General features: G+C 70.6%; 14 protein-coding genes. 5 read left to right on the top strand and 9 right to left on the bottom strand.

What is annotated here, in order from left to right:
• The 6 genes from OG943_RS12965 to OG943_RS12990 all read right to left on the bottom strand — a co-directional run bounded on the left by OG943_RS12965 (position 1) and on the right by OG943_RS12990 (position 8,857).
• The gene (locus OG943_RS12965; protein WP_328609990.1) at positions 1-771 is read right to left on the bottom strand and encodes a DUF3592 domain-containing protein; all 771 of its coding nucleotides are present in this window, start codon (positions 769-771) and stop codon (positions 1-3) included.
• Positions 772-849: 78 nt separating this feature from the next.
• Entirely contained in the window at positions 850-1,701 is an 852-nt protein-coding gene (locus OG943_RS12970; RefSeq protein WP_328609991.1) for a lysozyme, read from the bottom strand.
• Positions 1,702-1,859: 158 nt separating this feature from the next.
• On the bottom strand, positions 1,860-3,131 hold the full coding sequence (locus OG943_RS12975; protein ID WP_328609992.1) for a S53 family peptidase: 1,272 nt from the start codon (positions 3,129-3,131) through the stop codon (positions 1,860-1,862).
• 154 nt (positions 3,132-3,285) lie between these two features.
• Complete coding sequence (locus OG943_RS12980; RefSeq protein ID WP_328609993.1) at positions 3,286-6,708, bottom strand: glycoside hydrolase family 3 C-terminal domain-containing protein; 3,423 nt, start codon at positions 6,706-6,708, stop codon at positions 3,286-3,288.
• Between the two features lie 198 nt (positions 6,709-6,906).
• Entirely contained in the window at positions 6,907-8,031 is a 1,125-nt protein-coding gene (locus OG943_RS12985; protein ID WP_328609994.1) for a S1 family peptidase, read from the bottom strand.
• 163 nt (positions 8,032-8,194) lie between these two features.
• Complete coding sequence (locus OG943_RS12990; RefSeq protein ID WP_328609995.1) at positions 8,195-8,857, bottom strand: TetR/AcrR family transcriptional regulator; 663 nt, start codon at positions 8,855-8,857, stop codon at positions 8,195-8,197.
• 110 nt (positions 8,858-8,967) lie between these two features.
• Between OG943_RS12990 and OG943_RS12995 the strand changes: the two genes are divergently transcribed.
• Genes OG943_RS12995 through OG943_RS13005 form a run of 3 tightly spaced genes read left to right on the top strand, consistent with a single transcriptional unit; the run spans position 8,968 to position 12,520 of the window.
• On the top strand, positions 8,968-9,858 hold the full coding sequence (locus OG943_RS12995; RefSeq protein ID WP_328609996.1) for an AurF N-oxygenase family protein: 891 nt from the start codon (positions 8,968-8,970) through the stop codon (positions 9,856-9,858).
• A gap of 25 nt (positions 9,859-9,883) precedes the next feature.
• Complete coding sequence (locus tag OG943_RS13000; RefSeq protein ID WP_328609997.1) at positions 9,884-11,413, top strand: flavin-containing monooxygenase; 1,530 nt, start codon at positions 9,884-9,886, stop codon at positions 11,411-11,413.
• A 45-nt stretch (positions 11,414-11,458) separates the two neighbouring features.
• The gene (locus tag OG943_RS13005) at positions 11,459-12,520 is read left to right on the top strand and encodes a hypothetical protein (RefSeq protein ID WP_328609998.1); all 1,062 of its coding nucleotides are present in this window, start codon (positions 11,459-11,461) and stop codon (positions 12,518-12,520) included.
• Between the two features lie 25 nt (positions 12,521-12,545).
• On the opposite strand, the gene OG943_RS13010 is transcribed toward OG943_RS13005, so the two are convergent.
• Positions 12,546-13,796, bottom strand: coding sequence for a S53 family peptidase (locus OG943_RS13010; protein WP_328609999.1), 1,251 nt, complete (start codon positions 13,794-13,796; stop codon positions 12,546-12,548).
• Positions 13,797-14,034: 238 nt separating this feature from the next.
• On the opposite strand from OG943_RS13010, the gene OG943_RS13015 reads away from it, so the two are divergent.
• A complete protein-coding gene (locus OG943_RS13015) occupies positions 14,035-16,368 on the top strand; it encodes a chitobiase/beta-hexosaminidase C-terminal domain-containing protein (protein ID WP_328610000.1) in 2,334 nt (777 codons plus the stop codon).
• A gap of 97 nt (positions 16,369-16,465) precedes the next feature.
• Here the strand turns inward: OG943_RS13015 and OG943_RS13020 are convergent, their stop codons facing one another.
• The gene (locus OG943_RS13020) at positions 16,466-17,395 is read right to left on the bottom strand and encodes a glycoside hydrolase family 16 protein (RefSeq protein ID WP_328610001.1); all 930 of its coding nucleotides are present in this window, start codon (positions 17,393-17,395) and stop codon (positions 16,466-16,468) included.
• A gap of 318 nt (positions 17,396-17,713) precedes the next feature.
• On the opposite strand from OG943_RS13020, the gene OG943_RS13025 reads away from it, so the two are divergent.
• Positions 17,714-18,037, top strand: a complete 324-nt coding sequence (locus tag OG943_RS13025; protein WP_328610002.1) for an STAS domain-containing protein — start codon at positions 17,714-17,716, stop codon at positions 18,035-18,037.
• Positions 18,038-18,044: 7 nt separating this feature from the next.
• On the opposite strand, the gene OG943_RS13030 is transcribed toward OG943_RS13025, so the two are convergent.
• A complete protein-coding gene (locus tag OG943_RS13030) occupies positions 18,045-18,851 on the bottom strand; it encodes a helix-turn-helix domain-containing protein (RefSeq protein ID WP_328610003.1) in 807 nt (268 codons plus the stop codon).
• Between the last annotated feature and the right edge of the window lie 31 nt (positions 18,852-18,882).

Here is an 18,882-nt window from a genome sequence, read left to right on the forward strand (position 1 = left end):
TCAGGCGCCCGGCTTGCCGAACAGCCCGGAGAACTGCCGCTCGACCTCGTCGAACTGCTGCTGGGTGAGCCGGCCGTCGCGGACCATCCCGCGCAGCTGGTCCAGCGCCGTGCCCAGGCCGCGGGCGCTCGCCTCGTGGATGTGGGACGCGAGGTCGCTCGGCACGCCGTCGGACCCGGACACCGTGACCGTGCGGGTGGTGAACACCGACGGGCCGTCCTGGCGGAACGTCGTCGACGAGCTTTTCCCCTGCTGCCGGAACATCTCGTCGATCCGGGCCTGCCGCTTCCGGTCCGCGCGCCCGGCCAGGTCGGCGGCGAGCGCGATGAGGTCGTCGGCCACCACGGCCTTCGCCGGGTCGGCCAGGTCGTAGGCGATCGTGGCGGGGGTGCCCTCGGGCAACGCCGCCGTGGTGCGCTCGACCGCGCGGATCGGCGTGCCGGTGGACCTCGACTCGAAGGTCAGCTTCCGCACCGTGCGCCCGTTCACCCTGGTCCCGGTGTAGGCCACGTCCACCAGCAGGGCGGGCACCCGCAAGCCGGTGTCCAGCAGCCGCCTGCGCGTCCGGGCCACGACCTGCCAGCGCACGAGCAACGTCGCCGTCACGGCCACGATCCCTACCGCGATGGCGCCGAAGACGACCGCCAGCACGAGAAGTCCCGGCTCCGGCGTGATCAGGTACGCGCGGCCGAACACCAGCGACAACGGCGCCGACCACACCAATTGGGCAAGCAGGACCACAACCAGGATCCAGCGGGTGCTACGCGGCATGCAGTGAACTTAGCCAGCCCAGCGCCGGAGTCAATCGTCCGGTCGGACGCCGTGCCCGACGCCTCGTCAGGCAGCTCGTCAGGCAGCGGCGGACGGGCCCGCGGCCAGCGACTCGACCCGGCCCATCGGGCCGTTGTAGTAGTTCTGGTCGCCGGGCAGGCTGCCGGAGCGCGAGAACTGCCAGATGCTCTGCTTGTCCCAGCCCGCGGGCAGCTCCCCCACCTCGGTCGCGTAGCGGGCGAGCCACAGCGGGTCGGTGTTCCCGAAGCGGTTCGCGTTGCCGGTGCAGAGCTTCCACCACGTGGTGCTGGTGTAGATCAGCGCGCTGCGTTTCTCTTTCGCCAGGTAGGTGCTGGTGAAGTCGGCGATCCAGTTCGTCATGTCCGCCGGGCTCTTGCCGTAACAGGCGTCGCCGTAAGGGTTGTACTCGATGTCGAGCGCGCCGGGCAGCGTTTTGCCGTCCGCGTTCCAGGCACCGCCGTTCGCGATGAAGTACTCGGCCTGCTGCGCGCCGCTGGAGACGTCCGGGCGGGCGAAGTGGTAGGCGCCGCGGATGATCCCGGCCCCGTGCGCGCCGTCGTACTGCCCGCCGAACTGCGGGTTGACGAACCCGGTGCCCTCGGTGGCCTTGACGTAGGTGAACCGCGCGCCCGATCCGCTGGCCGCCGCCCAGTCGACCGCGCCCTGGTGGCCGCTGACGTCGTGGCCCAGGGTCTGGTCGGCAGCGTCCGCGCGCGAGGTGCCCGGGCTGCCGTGCACCCCTTCGTGCGCCTCGATCTGCGAGCCCGCGTAGTTGTCCGCGGCACGGGAATAGTCGGCGGCGGCCGCTGGCCCCGCGGTGATCAATCCCCAGGGCAGGGTCGCGCCGACAGCGAGCAGCAACCCTGTCCGCCACCGTCCGCCACGCTCGTTTCCCGGCACTTCGCGCATTCCGGCTCCGATCTCGGCATTGGCAGGTCCGGTGATCATGGTGCCTGCGCCGTCCCGGCCCCGCGAGCCATCTGTCACTCGTTCGTGGCCGGCGGAACGAGACGGGCCGCCGGACCAGGTGATTGCCTGGCCCGGCGGCCCCTTAGAAACCCTTACGCTCAGCCGATCTGCTGCGCCAGCGCCGGGACGAACTTGGCCGCGTCGAGGGTGCCCCAGCCGGACACGATGTCGAAGCCCTTGGCCGCTTCGTAGCCGTCCACGCCGCCGGTGGCGTTGCTGCCCGAGGTCACGTCCACGAGGCCGTTGGCCGTCGCGTCGGCGCCGATCTTGTACAGCGCCGGGTTGATGAAGCCCAGTCCCTTGCCCGCCTTCTGCGACGCGAGCGCGACGACCGCCGCGAACAGCGGCGAGGACTGCGAGGTGCCCGACGTGCCGAGCAGCGAGATGTCCGGCAGCGAACGGCCGGTGGCCTTGGTGGTCTGGTCCACGTCGGCCTGCCAGTCCGGCGCGGGGTACTCGTGCGACACGCCGCCGCCCGACTCCGGCCACACCGTGTCGGGCGAGGTCCGGGTGCCGCTGGAGTCCAGGTGCAGCACGGTGCCGCCGACGGCGGTCACGTAGGAGTTCGCGGCCGGGAAGCTCACGACCTTCTTGCCCCAGGGCGTGTTGTCCTTCTTCGTGCCGGTCGAGCCGTCGTCTCCGGTGGACGCGGTGACCGTGATGCCGGCGTCGGTCGCCTTCTTGAAGTGCGCGTCGAGGCCGTGCAGCTGCGCGGAGTTGTCGAAGTCGTCCTCCGGCGTGCCGAGGCTCATCGAGATGACGTTCGCGGAGTGGTGGTCGGCCAGGTAGTCGATGGCCGTCATCATGTCCGGGAACCCGTCGATGCCCTGGGTTTCCGAGGTCGGCGTGGCGACGACGAGGATCTTCGCCTTCGGCGCCAGCGTGTGGAACATGGCGACGTCGAGGTCGGTCTCACCACCCCAGCTCGAGCAGTCGGCCGGCGTGCCGGGGTCGCCGCACGCCGGGACCTTGCCCGCGGGCTCGACGATCTGGACGTCCGCGGCGGGCAGGCCGTGCGACTTCGAGTAACTGTCTATGTAGGACTGGATGTCCTTGTCCCCGTACGAGACGACCGTCGCCAGCGTGGTGCCGGTGCCGTCGATTCCCTGGTCGTACAACGGTTTTGTGTTGTACGCGGTCTGGAGGCTGTTGCCGGTCGCCGCGAGCGCGCGGTCGGTCAGCGCCGCGCGTTCCTGCGGGGACTTCGCCCCGGCCAGCAGCGAAGCCGCCGAGCTGAACTGGTGATGCTTGGCCACCGGCGCCGCGGTCGCCGGTGCCCCGGCGGCGCACAACGACAGGGCGGCAGCAGCCCCCACGGTCAGCGCCAGTGTCCGGCGCGGGCGAGAGGTCTTGCCGAGCTGAGCAGCCATTCTGTTCCTTCCGGCGGCTCCCGCTGGTGCGGGATTTTCGGGGTGTGCCACCGGATTAAAACTCTCCCACCCCAGCGCTGCCACGGCCATTGGTCGCGGATGCCCCCAAGCGATCAGCAAGCGGACGAAGCGGACAGCGGGCCGGGCGCGACGCTCAAGCCCCGCTGAACGCCGTCGCGAACACGTGCAGCTGCTTGGCCACCGGCAAGGTCACGAAGGCGACCGGTTTCCCGGCGGTCAGCGGCACCGACGCCGCGTACAGGCTCACCTTCTGGTCGTGCGGATACGTGCTGCCCGCCGGCCGGTTCCAGTACGGCGTGGTGGCCACCAGGACGCAGCCGTCGACGGCCTGGTTGGCGTACCAGTCCGCGACGGTGAGCGTCGAGGTGGACGTGGTGCCGTCGGTGTAGGTCACGGTGACCGGGCCGCTCTGGGTGCCGTTGGTGCCGGCCGCGAGGAAGGACAGCGCCGAGCCCGAGCCGGGCAGGGTGATGCTCTGGCCGGCGGCGGTGACGGTGTCGGCCTGGCCCGCCGGGACGTCCGGCCAGGTGAACGTCGCCGGGCCGGATTTCACCGGCCCGCCCGGGTTCACGCCGGCGGAAGCGAGCGCCTGCGCGGAAAAGCTGAAGCCCGCGCCGTCGAGGTTGCCCGGGGCCGGGTTCGCGTCGTCGGTCACGCCGACGTCGGTGTACGCGGCGGCCAGGCTCGGGTAGGACACCTGCACGGTCGCCGAGCCGGCGCCGGTCGATCCGCCCGCGTACCGCGTGGTGGCCGCGAGGTTCGCCGGGCCGGGAGCGGCGGCGGGCGCGGCGGTCACCGACCAGGTCGTCGACACCGTCTGTCCCGGTCGGACAGTCCGGAACAGCGCCGGTGTACGCGGGGTCGCGGTCCAGCCCTTCGGGAGCGACAGGCCGGTGACAGCGTCACGCACCGGCTCGGTGGCGCCGTTGGTGAACGCGGTGGTCACCGAGAGCGTCTTGCCGCCGGTCGCGATCGCGGGCGCGGTCACCTTCGTGAACCGCGGCCCGGACGTCCGGTCGACGCGGAAACCGCCTGACAGCGGCAGGTTCCGCGAGGAGTCGCCGACGCGGACGGTGTACTGGCCGACGCCGAGTTCCCACGCGTGCGCGTCGCTGCTCCAGTAGGACGCGTCCTGCGCGGTGAGGTCGAGCTGCACCCGTTTCGTCTGGTGCGGCTGGAGGTCGACCTTCTGGAAGCCCTTGAGCTGGCTGGCCGGCTCGCCGGTGGCCGCGGGGTCGCTCAGGTACAGCTGTGCCACCTCCGAGCCCGGCCGCGCGCCGGTATTGGTGACGTCGGCGCTGACCTGGAGCCGCCCGTTCTCACCCAGGGTGGAGCCGTCGACCTTCAGGTTCGAGAACTGGAAGCTGGTGTAGGAAAGCCCATAGCCGAACGGGTAGAGCGGGGCGAGGTTCTGCTTGTCGTACCAGCGATAGCCGACGTCGAGCCCCTCCGAGTACTGGACCTTGCCGTCCACGCCGGGCCACTGCTGCGGTGTCGAGGCGGGCACCTGCTCCAGCGAGGCGGGGAAGGTGACCGGCAGCTTGCCGGACGGCGTGGTGTCGCCGAAGAGCAGCGAGGCGATCGCGTTGCCCGACTCCTGGCCCGGATACCACGCCTCGAAGACGCCCTTGACCTTCGCCAGCCACGGCATCGTCACGGCGGAGCCGGTGTTGAGCACGACGACGGTGTTCGGGTTGGCCGCGGCGACGGCGTCGATCAGCTTGTTCTGGTCGGCGGGCAGGTCGATGTCGGCGAGGTCGCTGCCCTCGGACTCGAAGTCGTTGGCGTAGACGACCGCGACGTCGGACTTCGCGGCCAGCGCGGCCGCCTGCCCCGGCAGGTCCTGGCCCGGGGGCAGCCAGCCCAGCGTGACGGTCGAGTCGCCGCCGCCCTGGTAGTAGTCGACCTCGACCTGCACCGGTTTGCCCGCGGTGAGCGGGACCTGCGCGGTTTTCGTGGCCGCCGCGTGGTCGCCCCAGTTGTCGATCACCTGTTGCCCGTCGACCCGCAGCCTGCTGCCGTCGTCGCTGGTCAGCCCGAGGGTGTACGTGCCGGTCGCGGGCGGGGTGAGCGTGCCGGTCCACTTGGCCGAGAAGTTCGTCGCGGGCAGGCCGGGCGCGGGCGTCGTCCCGGTCCAGGTGAAGGCGACCTGCGGGTCGGTGCGCGTCGCGGCGGGCGGGCCGGAGGAGTCCGTGTTCGGGTAGTAGTCGCCTTGCAGGCCGTGGCCGGTGCCGGACGGCGGCGTCAGGTAGTCGCTCTCGATCGCGGGCAGCGCGCTACCTTGGCCGAGGTTGCCCTGCGCGTAGTCCACCGTGACGCCGGATCCGGCGCGCGCCTTGATCCCGTCGAACGGCGTGACGGTGCCAGTGCCGGCGATGTGCGCGCTGCCGCCGCCGGAGCTGAGCGTGTTCTTGCCCGCGCCGTCGCCGATCACCGCGACGGAGTGCACCTTCGCCGGGTCCAGTGGCAGCAGGCCGCCGTCGTTCTTCAGCAGGACCGTGCCGTCCTCGGCGGCCTTCTTCGCCACCGCGAGGTGGGCCGGGGTCGTCGCGGGCGCGCCCGGGGTGTCCGGCGACGGGTGCTCGAACAGCCCGAACCGGAACTCCTCACGCAGGATCCGGCCGGCCATGTCGTCCAGCCGGGACTGCGGCACCTGTCCATTCTGGACGGCCGTCTTCAGCGCGGTGCCGAAGAAGTCCTGGCCGGGCATCTCCATGTCCATCCCGGCGTTCGCCGAGCCGGCCGCGCTGTGCGTGCCGCCCCAGTCCGAGGTGATGAAGCCGTCGAAGCCGAAGTCCTGCTCCAGGATCGCGTTGAGATAAGAGTTCTCGCACGCGTACGTGCCGTTGATCGAGGAGTAGGAGCACATGGCCGAGGACGGCTTCGCCTGGTCGACGATCGTGCCGAACGCGCTGGCGTAGATCTCGTGCACGGTGCGGTCGTCGATCACGGCGTCGTCGGCGGTGGTGTTGCGGTTGGTCTCCTGGTTGTAGACCGCCCAGTGCTTCACCTGCGCCATCACGCCCTGGGACTGGACGCCTTCGATGTCGGCGGCGCCCATCTGCCCGGCGAGGTACGGGTCCTCGCTGTAGGACTCGAACGCGCGGCCCCAGCGCGGGTCCCGGACGATGTTGACGGTCGGGCCGAGGTCGACGTCGACCCCCTTGGCCTTGTCCTCGGCGCCGATCACCGAGCCGTAGGTCCTCGCCAGCGAGGAGTCGAACGACGCGGCGACGGCGGACGCGGCGGGCAGCTGCGTGGTGCCGCCGAGGTTCACCCCGAGCGGGCCGTCCTCCATCTTCAGCGAGGGCACGCACAGCCGGTCGTTGCCCGCGACGCGGCCGGTGTAACCCGCGGCCGCCGTCCCGTGCACCATGGTGATCTTCTCGTCGAGCGTCATCTGCCCGAGGACCTGCGCGACCCGGGTGCCGATCGGCGCCGTCGAGCCCACCCAGGGGCAGTCGGCGGACCTCGGCGCCGCGGGGGCGGCCTCGGCTGTGGCGGGGACCGCGGTGCCGGCGATCAGCACGGCCGCGATCAGGGCTGCTCCACGCATGAACCGACTCCCGCCGTCGCGACATTGCTTTCCCCGGCCGGATCTGTCTACAACCGCGGCCGGGCGGAAAACAACGAACGGGGCCGAACCTGTCCGGATACGGTCAGGGGAACCACCGCATCCGCCGCTTGACAGGGTCCGGCACTGCGCCGAACGGCGCAGTGCCGGACCGTTGATCCATTGTGGACGCTCCCGGGGTCAGCCCGTGACCAGGGACCGGCCGTAGGTCTGCAGGATCTCGTTCACCGGCTGGAACCAGGTGTTGCCGCCGGCGGTGCAGTCGCCGTAGCCGCCCGAGGTGACGCCCTGGGCCTGGTCACCGGTGATGAACGAGCCGCCGGAGTCGCCGGGCTCGGCGCACACGCTCGTGCGGGTGACCTCGTAGACCGAGCCCTGGGAGTAGTTGACCGTGTCGTTCAGGGTCAGCACGCTGCCGCAGTGCCAGTGCGAGGTCGAGCCGGAGCGGCAGATCGAAGAGCCGACCGGGGCGACCGAGGAGCCGCGGACGATCACGTCGCTGACCGTGCCCCAGCCGAGCACGACCGGCGCGGTCCACCAGCCGTTGCCGATGTTGATGATCGAGTAGTCGTTGCCGGGGAACGAGGAGCCGCCGAACGTGCCCATCGCCGAGCCGTCCCAGCCGACCACCGAGCTGCCCGCGCCGCCGCAGTGGCCGGCGCTGACGAACCCGCCGTTCACCGAGAACCCGATCGAGCAGCGCGTGTTCCCGTTGATGTAGTAGGGATCCCCGCCGACGGTGCCGGCCGAGAACGTCTGCGGCTTGGGTCCGGTCACCACGGCCACCGGGCCGGCTTCGCGGGCCTGGGCGAGGAAGGCGTCGACGTCCGCGCCGTGCGCGCCCGGCTGGAGGGTGACGACCACGCTGCCGGTGCGCGGGTCCGCGCCCCAGCCGCTGACCGCGGCCGGGGCGGGCTTCGCCTTGGCCGAGGCGTCGACGGCCGTTTTCGCCGCGTCGAGCGCGGCCGCGCTGATCCGGGCGGGGGCGGTCTCGGCGCCCGTGCGGTGGACCGCGTCGGCCGCGGCCGGGTCCGTCACACCGACGACCAGTTTGCCCAGCGCCGGGTCGAACCAGGCGCCGCCGTACGCCGCGCCGGCCGCCTGCTGCGCGACCGGCATCAGCTTCGACGCCGCCAGCTCCTGCCCGAGCCGGGCCTGCGCCTGGCCGGCGCTCAAGCCCAGGTCCCGCTGCATGGCCGCGAGCAATCCGGGTGACGCCTGCGCGGCGGCGGGTGCCACCACGGCGGCGAGGCCCGCCGTGAGCGCGACCGCACCGGCAAGCCGTAGGGTGATTCTTCGACGCATCGGAACTCCTCCAAGGTCGGGGGAAAGAAACCCACTGCCCGCAGAGTGTGAGAAGCCGATCGGAACCGGTCCAGCGTTGGCCCGCGTTTTGTCTGAAACCTGTCGCTGTGACTACTCCGTCCGTCCACACCGGAAGGCACTTCCGGGCAACCGGCGCGCGGAATCAGCTGCCGGCGTGGTCCGAACGGGGACGCAGCGCCCGCACGATCGGCGTCAGGTAGAGCTCGGCGAGACGCTGGCGTTCGGCGGGGGAATCGAGCGGCAGCACGGTGTCGGGCGTGAGCACCAGTGACAGCACGACGCGGACCAGGAGTTCGGCGGCGCTGTCGACGTCACGGTCGGGCAGGTCGAGGTGGTCCGCGGCGATCTCGGCCCGGACGAGGCCGGCGATCCACGTCCTGGCCGCGGCCAGCAGGCCACCGCCCTGAGTCGTCAGGTGCGGCAGGATCAGCTCCGGCTCCGTGCGCAGCAGCCGGTTGAGCAACCGGTGCCCGCGCAGGAACTCGAGGCAGAACAACAGCCCCTCGATGAGCTTGTCCTCGGGGCGCGGGTGTTTCGCCACGACCTCGTCGACCTTGGTCAGGAACCGGCGCAGCTCGTGCGTGAGCAGGGCGTTGAGCAGCTGGTCCTTTTTGGGAAAGTACCGGTAGATCGTCACCCGGGACAGCCCGACCCGGCGGGCGACGTCGTCGATGGTGAACCGGCGCAGGCCGAAGTCCTCCGCCTGCTCCAGCGCGGCGCCGAGGATGCGTTCGGACCCTTCGTCCGGCAGCTCGCTGGCCAGCGCGCGGCGCAGCAGGTCCTCGCCCGTCCCGTCGACCGTCATGCGGGAAAGCCTAACGCCTTTACAGCTTGACTAAAGTTGTTACATGCGTTCTCCTGTGTGAGCGCCAGAGCGGGCGCAGCGACCGGACTGTCAGCAGGAGGGCGTCGGAGATGGTGCGAACCGATCGGGAGACCACCGCGCACAGGCTCCTGAAGGCCAGTGCGAACCTGTCCTACGACCCCCACGTCGACATCGACTGGGAAGCCCCGCTGGTCGACGGCAGTTTTTTCATCCCGGAGCGCACCGTTTCGCTGTACGGCACCGCGCTGTGGGACCGGATGAGCCACGAGCAGCGGGTGGAGCTCTCGCGCCAGGAGCTGATCAACTCCGTCAGCGTCGGGATCTGGTTCGAGATCATCCTCATGCAGATGCTGCTGCGGATGTCGTACAACACCGACCCGACCACCGCCCACGTGCGGTACGCGCTGACCGAGATCGCGGACGAATGCCGCCACTCGACGATGTTCTCCATGCTGATCGAGAAGGTCGGCGGCCGGCCGTACCGCAACCCGAGGCCGTTGCAGCTCACCGCCCAGGCCCTGCCGCTGATCCTGCGCGGCCCGTCGATGTGGGTCGCGACGCTGATCGGCGAGGAGGTGTTCGACGCGCTCCAGCGTGAGCACCTGAAGGACGAAACCGTGCAGCCGCTGGTCCGTGCGGTGATGCGGATCCACGTCACCGAGGAAGCCCGGCACGTCCGCTACGCCCGCGAAGACCTGCTGCGCCTGCTGGAGAATTCCCCTTGGCCCGTCCGGGAATTCACCCGGGACGTCGTGGCGGTCGGCGCCCTGATGCTGGCGCGGATCCTGGCCCGGCCCAGGCAGTACGCCCGAGCCGGGTTGCCCGACCCGAAGCAGGCCGCGGACCTCGCCTGGGCCAACCCCCAACGCCGCGAAACGCTCGCGGCGGGTGCCTCCAGGCTCGTGCGTTTCCTCGAAGAAGCCGACCTCATCGGAGGTCCGAGCAAGAAGCTGTGGCGCGACTCCGGGCTGCTGGCTTGACGTCGCCTGTCGAAGGAGTACCGCGATGACCCCACCTCCGAGCCACGGTGCCCCGCCGCAGTACGAGGTCCTCGTCATCGGCGCCGGGTTCGCCGGGATCTGCATGGCCATCCGGCTCAGCACGGCGGGCATCCGCGATTTCGTGATCCTGGAACGCGCCGACGACATCGGCGGCACCTGGCGCGACAACCGGTATCCCGGGGTGGCAGTGGACATCCCGTCCGTGACGTATCAGTTCTCCTTCGCCCAGAACGGGAACTGGCGACGGGTGTTCGCCAAGGGCGCCGAAGTGAAGGAGTACGCCGACAGCCTGGTCGCCGAGCACGGCCTGCGCCCGCACGTCCGGCTCGGCCAGGACGTGGTCTCCGCCGGCTTCGACACCGACCGGCACTGCTGGGTGATCCGGACGGCGGCCGGCGACACGTTCACTTCCCGGTTCGTGGTGTCCGCCCACGGGGTGTTCGGCAAGGCCAACACCCCGGACATCGAGGGCGTCGGCCAGTTCGCCGGCCGGACCATCCACACGCTGCACTGGGATCAGGACTACGCACCCCAGGGCGAGCGGGTCGCGGTGATCGGCACCGGCGCCTCCTCGGTGCAGCTGGTGCCGGAGCTCGCCAGGGAGGTCGAACGGCTGGACGTCTACCAGCGCACGCCCATCTGGGTGATGCCGAGGACCGACGTGAAGCTGTCACCGCGGGTGCGGAAGGTGCTGGACCGGTTCGCCCCGGCGCGCTGGGCGAGCCGGGGGCTGATCAGCACCGGCATCGAGCTGGCGATGTGGCTCGGCGTCACGAACTACGCGCGGCTGCCGTTCCTGACCAAGGGCATCGAGAAGCTGTCGCTGCGGCACCTGCGGCAGCAGGTTTCCGATCCGGGCATCCGGGAACGCCTGAAGCCCGACTACGATTTCGGCTGCAAACGACCGGCGCTGTCCAACCATTACTGGAGTTCGTTCGGGAAGCGAAACGTCGAGCTGGTGACGGACAGCATCAAACGCGTTCACCCGCACGCCATCGAAACCGCGGACGGCACGGTCCGTGAAATCGACACACTCGTGCTGGCGACCGGGTTCAAGTTCTTCGAGTACGACAGCGTCCCCGGCTACGCAGTGCGCGGCGAAGGCGGTGTCGACCTGCGTGACTGGTGGCTGGAGAACCGTTTCCAGGCGTACGAGGGCATCACGGTGCCCGGTTTCCCGAATCTGTTCCTCATTCCCGGCCCGCATTTCGCGACCAGCTGGTCCTGGCTGGTGATGGCCGAAAACCAGACCGCGCACGCGTTGCGCTGCATCACCCAAGCCCGCGATCGCGGCGCGACGTACGTGGGCATCCGCCGGCCCGCGCACGACCGGTTTTACCGGGCGATGCTGCGGGGCCACCGGAAGTCGTTGTTCACCAGTGCTTCCTGCGCGAACTCGAACACCTACTACCTCGATCGCAACGGCGAGCCGTCGATCGTGCGGCCCCAGTCCAGCGCGAAGGTGTGGTGGCGGGCCCGCCACTTCCCGCTGGACGATTACGAATGGCGCCGGCCGGGTACCGCGCCGCACTGACGGAACTGCCGGACAGTTTCCGGCACCGGCGCTAAAGTGACCGCGGTGAACTTCAAGGCGCACCCGTACCGCTCCGTTTCCTTGCTCATCGTCGCCGTGATGGCTTTCTGGGCGCTGGTCGGATACGGCCTGTTTTTGGTGTGGGACAAGGTATTCGGCCCGCAGGCGCCGACGAGCCTGCCCTCGCCGTGGCCGTCGGCGGGCGGGTCGGCCGTGCGGACGGTGCCGATGCCGACCGGCGAGATGGTGGCGGCGCTGCCGGCCCGGACGGCGGCCGACGTGCTCTGCACCGCGGTCCCGGAGCAGAGCTGGTCGAAGCTGCTCGGCGGTCCGATCGCGCGGGAGATCGACGGGCTCGGCTACTGCCACGTCGTCACCGCCACCCTCAGCCTCGAGGTGCACCCCGACGATGCCAAGCCCTTCACCACCGGCGCCACCAAGCCGGTGCGGGTGGGCGGGCACGACGCCACCCTGGCCGGCGACGAGGGCAAGACCATAGCGAACCTGTTCGTCACGGTCGCCCGCACCAGCCCGGTCCCGGGGATGGTGTACCCGATGCTGGACTTCGACCTGACCGAGGACTTCCGTGCCGATTCCGGCCGCGACCTGCCCGCCATCGTCCAGGCCATCGGGGACGCCGTCGTGCCGGCGGTAACGGCCCCCGGGCTGCCACTCCCCCCGGTCACCGGGACCGGCAACGAGCTGCCCCCACGTGAGGTCGGTGGTGTTCCCGGGTTCGGCATCGCCGACAGCGCCTACCCGATGGCCGCCTGGCAGCTGTGCACCCAGCTCGCCAAGGCGCTCAGCGTGCCGATCGCCGAAACGAAACCCAAGATGGACGGCAGCTGCGGCAACGTCAGCACCCAAGCCGCCTTCGCGACCGCCTCTTACGTCCCGCCCACGTTCCGGGAGCAGGAGAAGAGCTGGCCGGACACCGTCGCCGGCCGCCCGGCCCGGCTCGACAGCGACCGCAGCATCGAAGTCAAGCTCCGCGACGACTCGAACCAGTCGGTGCGGATTTTCTCCAGCGCCGGCCGCTCAACCGACCGGCGGCGGGACTTGCAGGAATTCGCCGAGCTGGTGATGCCGCCGTTGCTGGGCCGCTGACCCGGCAACGGCGGCATCACCGGACTCAGAACGCTGCCGTGCCGTGCGGGCTGCCGAGCCCGGTCGGCCCGTCGTAGCCGGCGCCCGCGGTGCACAGGTACGAGCCGCTGCAGCTGCCGTTGTTGCCGGAGGTCACGTCGTACAGGCCGTCGGGGTGCGCGTACGGGGCGGACCCCGCGGTGACGGAGTTCCCGGCCAGCGCGTAGACGCTCGCGATCACCGGTGACGACAGGCTGGTGCCGCCGACCTGCACCCAGCCGTCCGCGCCCTGCGCGAGGCCGAGCGAGAGCAGCAGGTCGCACAAAGCCGAGCTGCCGCAACTGTTGTACGTGTCGTAGACGCCCAGCCCGGTGTTCGGGTCGGCCACCGCGGCGACGTCCGCGACGGTCCGCTTCGCGCAGCCGGTGTCGTGCTGCCACGCGGGTTTCGGCTCGATCGTGGAGCAGCCGCTGCCGCTGCCCGACCACGTCGTTTCCGACCAGCCGCGGGTGGTGCCCGCCGCCTTGCTCAGCGTGGTGCCGCCGACCGCGGTGACGTACGGCGAGGACGCCGGCCAGCTGACGCCGTAGCCGGAGTCGCCCGACGACGCGGTGACGGCGATGCCCGGGTGGTTCAGGTGCGCGTCGGCGGCGGTGATGGTCGGGTCCTCGGTGCCGCCGTAGCTGTTGGAGATGGCCACGACGCCCGGGGTCGCGGCGGCGGTGTCGACGGCCGTCATCAGCGGGTCGGTGTCCGCCGAATTCGCCTCGACGAGCAGGATGTGGCAGTCCGGGCAGGTCGACGACACCGCGTCGAGGTCGAGGCTGATCTCCTCGGCCCAGCCGTAGTCCCCGGCGGGCAGCGGGCTCGCCGCGCCGTCCTGGTTCACCTTCTTGAAGCAGCCGTTCGCCGTGGTGCACGGCGAAAGCCCGCGCGCGGTCCGGAACTGCGCGAGGTCGGCCTCGGCGGTCGGCGCGTCCATCGCGTCGACGATCGCGACGGTGCGGCCGTCCCCGTGCAGCCCGCCGAGGTTGTACGCGGCCTGGATCTCGGCCGGTCCGTAGCCGACGGGCGTCGACGTGAGCAGCGGGCCGGCGCCGTCGGGCGACTTGACCGCCTTGCCGAGGCAGTGCAGGTGCCCGGAAGCCGCGCAGCCGAAGTTCACCAGGCCGCCGCGCAGGAGCGGGGCCGCCTCGGCGCTCGTCGCGGTGACCAGGGAGAGCGGGACGACGGCGGCCGCGGCCAGCACGGCCGCCGCGAGCGCACGGAGCAGGGTTTTGGCGCGAGAGGGTGACATGCTGCCTCCTCGGAAACGCGAACACGCTGAGACAGAAGATGGTCGCACGTCACCCAGTCGCGGATCACCCTTCCGAAGGAGGGTCTTCGCGGTCCGTGACACCGGCTCCGTTCGTTCTCGATCATTGGTCCAGACAAGCGTTACCCACTCGTGACGGTGACCTTGCAGGCCGGGAGCTACTTTGTTGTGACTCGCAACAAAACAGTTCGTGGATCCCCAACGGCGGAGGTGTCACGGCGTGAACCGGACCTTTGTGTTGTCTCGAAGACCTCGGCGAGGTCCCCTCGCCGCCGTCGCGCTCGCCGCGGCGGGCCTGCTGGCCGGGGCGGGACTCGTCGCCCCCGCCGCCTCGGCCGCGGCCGACTACACCCAGAGCGCGACCCAGCTCAGCAGCAGCCAGGCGCAGATCTCCTTCACCCCGGCCACCGCGTCGCTCTACGTCGACGTGCACTACTCCGGCGTCCCCGGGGCCGGCCAGCAGAACGTCCGGATGACCAACGGCTCCGGCACCTGGCGCTACACCGTCAGCGGCCTGAGCACCGGCACCGTGCTGGACTACTGGTTCACCTACGAAAAGAGCGGGCCGCAGTACGACACCCCGCACTTCAGCTACACCCAGGGCGGCGCGACCGGAACGGCCGCCGCACCCGCCTTCAGCCCCGCGGGCGGCAACTACGCCGGCGCCCAGACGGTGACCCTCACGACGGCGACGTCCGGCGCGAGCATCCGGTACACCACCGACGGCTCGACCCCCACGGCGTCGTCGGCTTTGTACAGCGCCCCGATCAGCGTGCCGACCTCGCGCACGATCTCCGCGATCGCGGTCAAGTCCGGCTCGGCGAACTCCCCCGTCACCAGCGCGACCTACACGATCGGCGCGCAGGCGGGCTGCACCACGCAGCCGAACGTGCCGGACTTCGGGCCGAATGTGCGGATCTTCGACCCGGGCATGTCCGCCGCGACCATCCAGTCGCAGCTCGACGCCGACTTCAACGCCCAGAAGGACACGCTCACCGCGCAGTTCGCCGACCGGCGGGTCGCGCACCTGTTCAAGCCGGGCACCTACAACGTGCACGACAACGTCGGCTTCTACACCTCCGTCGCCGGCCTCGGGCAGAACCCGGACGACGTGCAGATCAACGGTGACATCACCGTGGACGCGTTCAACGCCTCCGACCAGGGCGTCGCGCTGCAGAACTTCTGGCGCTCCGCGGAGAACATGGCGGTCACGCCCAGCAGCGGCAACGACCGGTGGGCGGTGGCGCAGGCCGCGCCGTTCCGCCGGATGGACGTGCGCGGCGGGCTGCAGCTGTACCCGGCGAGTTACGGCTACGCCAGCGGCGGCTACATCGCCGACACCCGCGTGTCCGGCCAGACCGCGTCGATTTCGCAGCAGCAGTGGTACACCCGCGACTCCGCGCTCGGCAGCTGGGACGGCGGCGTCTGGAACATGGTCTTCTCCGGCACCACAGGCGCCCCGGCGAACACCTTCCCCAACCCGCCGGAGACGACGCTCGCGACCACGCCGGTCTCGCGCGACGTGCCGTACCTCTACGTCGACGGCGGTGGCAACTACCGCGTTTTCCTGCCTTCGCTGCGCACCAACGCATCCGGGCCGAGCTGGGCCGGCGGCAGCACACCGGGCTCGTCGCTGCCGATGAGCCAGTTCTACGTGGTCAAGGCGGGCGACACCGCCTCGACGATCAACAGCGCGCTCGCTTCGGGCTGCAACCTGTTCTTCACCCCGGGCATCTACCACCTGAACCAGACGCTCAACGTCACCCGGGCCGACACGGTGGTGCTCGGGGTCGGTTACCCGACGCTGGTGCCGGACAACGGCGTCAACGCCATGCAGGTCGCCGACGTCGACGGGGTCCGGGTCAAGGGCCTGCTGTTCGACGCCGGCACCACGAACTCGCAGGCGCTGCTGACCGTGGGCGCGGCCGGGTCCACCGGCAACCACGCGGCGAACCCGGCCACCCTGCAGGACGTGTTCTTCCGGATCGGCGGCCAGATCGCCGGCAAGGCCACGAACAGCCTCGTCGTGAACAGCAACAACACGATCATCGACCACACCTGGGCCTGGCGCGCCGACCACGGCAACGGCGGCACCGTCGGCTGGACCACCAACACCGCCGACACCGGCGTGCTCGTCAACGGCAACAACGTGCTCGCCACGGGCCTGTTCGTCGAGCACTACCAGAAGTACCAGGTGATCTGGAACGGCCAGGGCGGGAAGACGATCTTCTTCCAGAACGAGATGCCCTACGACGTGCCGGACCAGGCGTCGTGGAACGCGCCATCGGGCGTCGCCGGGTACGCCGCGTACAAGGTGGGCGCGAACGTGACCTCGCACGAGGCCTGGGGGTTGGGGAGCTACTGCTTCTTCGACACCAACCCCGCGGTCTCCAGTTACCACGCGTTCGAGGTGCCGAACAACTCCGGCGTGCGGTTCCACAGCCTGCTCACGGTGTCGCTGAACTACCGGGGCACGATCACCCATGTGATCAACGACGCGGGCGGGACCACCCCATCGGGGACGGTCCCGGTCGACGTGGTGAGCTACCCGTAGCCGCCGTGATGGGGTAGAAAGCAGATGGCCTCCTTGCCGGTCCCCCGACCCGGCAAGGAGGCCATCCCCGTCTCCGGCCCTGGTCAGCCGGCCCGGCTCAGCTGGTGCTGGTCTTGACGGTGAACGAGTCGATGCTCATCCCCGCGCCCGGGGTGATGTCGGCCGAGGGCGAGGTGCAGCCGCAGACCTTGTTCGGGTACGAGCCGCCGATGGCGACGTCGAAGATGGCGAAGAAGCCGTGGTCGACCGCGGCCTTCCAGGTGGCGTCGGAGACCTGGTTCTGCTTGACCGAGTAGGTCTGCACGCCGTCGAGGGAGAAGCGCAGCTCCTCGGCGGCGGCGTCGCGGCGGTCGACGACCACCGAGTAGGTGTGGTAGCCGGTCTGGCAGCCGGCGCAGTCCTGCAGGTCGCTGGTGATGCCGTCCGGGTCGTGGCACTCGCCCGCCCACTGTCCACAGTGGAACGTGGTGGAGTGCTTGCTCAGCGCGTTGACGTCCTCCATGATGTCGATCTCGCCGATGCTGGGCCAGTTCGTGGCGCCGACCGGGCGCGCGTCGGCGCCCATCGCCCAGAACGCGGGCCAGTAGCCGAGGCCGCTCGCCGGGTTGGGCTGCTGCAGGGTCGCGCTCATCTCCATCTGGCCGCCGGCGGGCGCGCCGAAGTCGGTGCGCTGGGTCTCGATCCGGCCGGACGTCCAGTTGCCCGCACCGTCGCGCAGCGGCTTGATGACCAGGTGGCCGCTGCCGTCGTGGTAGACGTTGCCGGTGGAGTCGGTGGCCGTCTCGATCTCACCGGTGCCCCAGTTCGCGGCGCCGCCGGGGTAGCTCGTCCCCTTGTCGTAGAGCCAGTCCTGCGCGTTCAGCCCGGTCCCGGCCGACCCGTCGAAGTTGTCCTGGAAGACCGTCGTCCAGGTTTCGGCCGCCTGGGCCGGGGCGCCCGCCATCGCCGTGGCGAGCGGGAAGGCCAACGTGGTCAGGAGGATGGAGAGACGCTTGGTGGTCCTGCGCGCCGAGCCGCGTCGATGCATGAGTCCGCCTTCTCGTCGTTGAGATCCGGGGTCGGGATCGGAGTGGATCGGAATCGATTCCGATCCACTGTCGGCGACGGTTCGGGCGGGGGTCAAAGAACACTGCCCGGCCAGGAAGACCTCCCGGTACGCGGGGGCACGTCGCGCGGCGCCGGGTTTGACCGGGCGGCCCGCCGGGAACGGGGCGCGCCGGTGTGAACGCGGTGCGTGATCTGCCGTGGCCGAAGCGTGACTATTCCAGTGCCCGCTGAGCGCGCAGCGGGCCGGATGCCTGTCGTACGCTGGACTTTCCCGGTGAAGCCGCGGTTGGAGGCCAGGATGAGCCTGCTGAGCGTCTTTCTTGACGGAGAAGTCCTGCTGACCGTGGACGGCGTGCTCGACGGTGACACCGCCCCGGCCTACCACCGCCTCATCGAAGAAGCGTTCGAGCAGGAGGCCCGCCGCGTGGTGGTCGACCTGACCCGGACGACCGCGGTCGACGCCGAAGGTTCCGCGGTGCTGGCCGAGACGGCCGCGGCCTGCGTCGCGCGGGACACGCACCTGATCATCGCACTGCCGAACGGCGTCGAGGCCGAGATCACCGATCCCGACCAGGTGCGGGTGCTGCTGCGCAGCGTCGACCCGTGGCAGGACGCGGGCTGACACCTGCTCAGGCCAGATCGCGCAGTGCTTCGTCCGCGGGGCTGCCGGGCTGGGGGAAGTACACGTACAGGACGTGGCCCTCGGGTCCGGTGAGCGCGAAGGTCTCGAACTTGAGACCGACGATGCCGACGCCGTCGACGAGCAGTTGTTTCTCGCCCATCGTGCGCTCGTACACGTCGTGGGAGTCCCAGAGCGCCCGGAACGTTTCGCTGCGCTCGCGCATGCCCGCCACGAAGCCGTCGAGTTCCCCGCGGCGCGCGGCGGCGGTGGCGCGCAGGCCGGCGACCGCCTGGAGGGCGATCTCCTCCCACTCGGGATAAACCGTGCGGGCCTGGGGATCGAGGAAGGTGAACTCGATCAGGTTGTGGCCCGGGCTCCAGGCGGGGTTGACCCGGGCCGCGAGCGCGGTGCCGGCCAGGACGTCGCGGCTGGGGCCGACGATGAACGCGGGCAGGTCGGCCCACCGCTCCAGCAGCTGCAGCACCCCGGGCCGCACGGTGCGGGCGGGCTCCCGGTCGTTTTCCGCCGGTGCCAGCGACGGGATCGCCAGGGACCACAGGTAGGACCGCTCGGTGTCGTCGAGGCGCAGCACCCCGGCCAGCGCCTGCAGGATCTCGCGGGAGGGACGCCGGTCGCGGCCCTGTTCGAGCCGGGTGTAGTAGGAGGGACTGAGCCCGGCGAGCAGCGCCAGCTCCTCGCGGCGCAGCCCCTTCACCCGCCGTCGCGTGTTGTCGACGACCCCGGCGGAGGCGGCGTCGACCTTCTCCCGGCGGCTGCGCAGGAAGGAACCGAGCTGGTTGTCGTCACTGGCCATCCCGGTCAACGCTACCGCCGCGCCGCGAAGC

The sequence above is a fragment of the Amycolatopsis sp. NBC_00345 genome (assembly GCF_036116635.1).
Lineage (GTDB): Bacteria > Actinomycetota > Actinomycetes > Mycobacteriales > Pseudonocardiaceae > Amycolatopsis.

Coding starts and splice junctions, on each gene's coding strand:
- OG943_RS12965 (WP_328609990.1), bottom strand. CDS start 771: ATGCCGCGTAGCACCCGCTGGATCCTGGTTGTGGTCCTGCTTGCCCAA.
- OG943_RS12970 (WP_328609991.1), bottom strand. CDS start 1,701: ATGCGCGAAGTGCCGGGAAACGAGCGTGGCGGACGGTGGCGGACAGGG.
- OG943_RS12975 (WP_328609992.1), bottom strand. CDS start 3,131: ATGGCTGCTCAGCTCGGCAAGACCTCTCGCCCGCGCCGGACACTGGCG.
- OG943_RS12980 (WP_328609993.1), bottom strand. CDS start 6,708: ATGCGTGGAGCAGCCCTGATCGCGGCCGTGCTGATCGCCGGCACCGCG.
- OG943_RS12985 (WP_328609994.1), bottom strand. CDS start 8,031: ATGCGTCGAAGAATCACCCTACGGCTTGCCGGTGCGGTCGCGCTCACG.
- OG943_RS12990 (WP_328609995.1), bottom strand. CDS start 8,857: ATGACGGTCGACGGGACGGGCGAGGACCTGCTGCGCCGCGCGCTGGCC.
- OG943_RS12995 (WP_328609996.1), top strand. CDS start 8,968: ATGGTGCGAACCGATCGGGAGACCACCGCGCACAGGCTCCTGAAGGCC.
- OG943_RS13000 (WP_328609997.1), top strand. CDS start 9,884: ATGACCCCACCTCCGAGCCACGGTGCCCCGCCGCAGTACGAGGTCCTC.
- OG943_RS13010 (WP_328609999.1), bottom strand. CDS start 13,796: ATGTCACCCTCTCGCGCCAAAACCCTGCTCCGTGCGCTCGCGGCGGCC.
- OG943_RS13020 (WP_328610001.1), bottom strand. CDS start 17,395: ATGCATCGACGCGGCTCGGCGCGCAGGACCACCAAGCGTCTCTCCATC.
- OG943_RS13025 (WP_328610002.1), top strand. CDS start 17,714: ATGAGCCTGCTGAGCGTCTTTCTTGACGGAGAAGTCCTGCTGACCGTG.
- OG943_RS13030 (WP_328610003.1), bottom strand. CDS start 18,851: ATGGCCAGTGACGACAACCAGCTCGGTTCCTTCCTGCGCAGCCGCCGG.